This is a genomic window from Streptosporangium minutum (genome assembly GCF_002149035.1).
GTDB classification, from domain to species: Bacteria; Actinomycetota; Actinomycetes; order Streptosporangiales; family Streptosporangiaceae; genus Streptosporangium; species Streptosporangium minutum.
In genome coordinates, this window is record NZ_NGFP01000535.1 from 1 (window position 1) to 751 (window position 751).

Here is a 751-nt window from a genome sequence, read left to right on the forward strand (position 1 = left end):
GTCCGCGGGATCAGGTGCGGGCGGCCGGCGGGGACGGGGACGCGGTGCGGAGGCGAGGTGGGGTTGTTGGTGTGCCCACGGGATCCGGCGGTGCGGCTGTGAGGCGGAGGGGTCAGTGCAGCGCGGCGCTGATCCGGGTGAGGGCATCACGGAACGAGGTGACGTGCGGAACCGACGACGGGAGCCCATCCCACCACCCTCCGCCGCCGGCGATGACGCGGCTCGCCGGGCGCAGCAGGGGCAGCGAGGCCAGCGGCGCGGGGTCACCGGTCGCGGGGAGCTGGGACCAGACGAAGACCACCGCGGGGCCGAGTCGGCGCATCGCGTCGGCCAGGGCCGGATAGGGGGTCCGCGCGCCGAGCACCCGCGTCTCCACATGGTGGTCGACGGTCAGCGCGGCGGCGAGGGCGTAGATCGGCAGGCTGTGCTGCTCGTCCTCGGCGCAGGCCAGCAGCACCGGCCGCTCGTTGACCGGACGGGCCGGGCGCTCGACGAGCCGGGCCAGGGCGGCGAGCACCCGGTCGGAGAACAGGTGCTCGACCTCGACGCTCGCACCGGTCTCGGCCTGACGCCGGCAGATCGTCTCGAAAACCGGGCGCACCAGATTTTCCCAGGTCCACATGACCCCGTGCCTGGCCAGCGCCGCGCCGATCCAGTCGGCCACGGCCTGGCTGTCCAGCGCGACCGCCGCCCGCGCCAGCATCGCCGGGGTCGGGATCTCCGTACGCGCCTCGGGAGGGGCAGGCGGGAG

Annotated in this window: 1 protein-coding gene; it reads right to left on the minus strand. The window is 75.1% G+C overall.

From position 1 onward, the window contains the following. Nucleotides 1-112: 112 nt before the first annotated feature. Nucleotides 113-751: cobalamin B12-binding domain-containing protein (locus CA984_RS44235; protein WP_165781660.1), on the minus strand; the 639-nt coding region annotated here is incomplete at its 5' end.